The 551-nt window shown below is 73.9% G+C and carries 1 protein-coding gene; it reads right to left on the reverse strand.

All coding sequences use genetic code 11. The features are described from left to right. A partial coding sequence (locus ACLZOT_RS49775; RefSeq protein ID WP_416975953.1) for an SDR family NAD(P)-dependent oxidoreductase occupies positions 1-551 on the reverse strand: 551 nt, incomplete at both ends.

The following is a 551-nucleotide window of genomic DNA, read 5'->3' on the forward strand; positions in this document are numbered from 1 at the left end:
CCCCATCCCGGCCCGCTCATGGAACTCGGTCCGCACGAACCCGGGGCACAGCGCCATCAGCCGCACCCCGCTCCCGGCCAGATCCCGCGCCGCCCCCTGCGTGAACTGCACGACCCACGCCTTGGAAGCGCCGTACGTCCCGCGCGGCACGAACGCCGCGACCGAGGCGACGTTGACGACACCGCCGCGCCCGCGCTCCCGCATCGCCTCCGCCGCGGCCGACGTGAGCCGCAGCACCGCCTCGCAGTGCACCTTGAGCATCTTGAGCTCGTCGGCCATGGAGACGTCGAGATAGCGGCCCTTGTTGCCGAAGCCGGCGTTGTTGATCAGCAGGTCGACGGGGTTGCGGCGGTCGCCGAGGCGGGCGGCGACCGACTCGATGCCGGTGTCCTCGGCGAGGTCGGCGCTCAGCACCTCGGCCTCGATGCCGTGCCGGTCGTGCAGCTCGGTCGCCTGCTCGCGCAGCCGCTTGGTGTCCCGGGCCACCAGGACGAGGTCGTGCCCGTCGGCGGCCAGCCGCCGTGCGCACGCGGCGCCGATACCCGCGGTCG

The organism is Streptomyces sp. 4F14 (assembly GCF_048159485.1).
Taxonomy (GTDB): domain Bacteria; phylum Actinomycetota; class Actinomycetes; order Streptomycetales; family Streptomycetaceae; genus Streptomyces.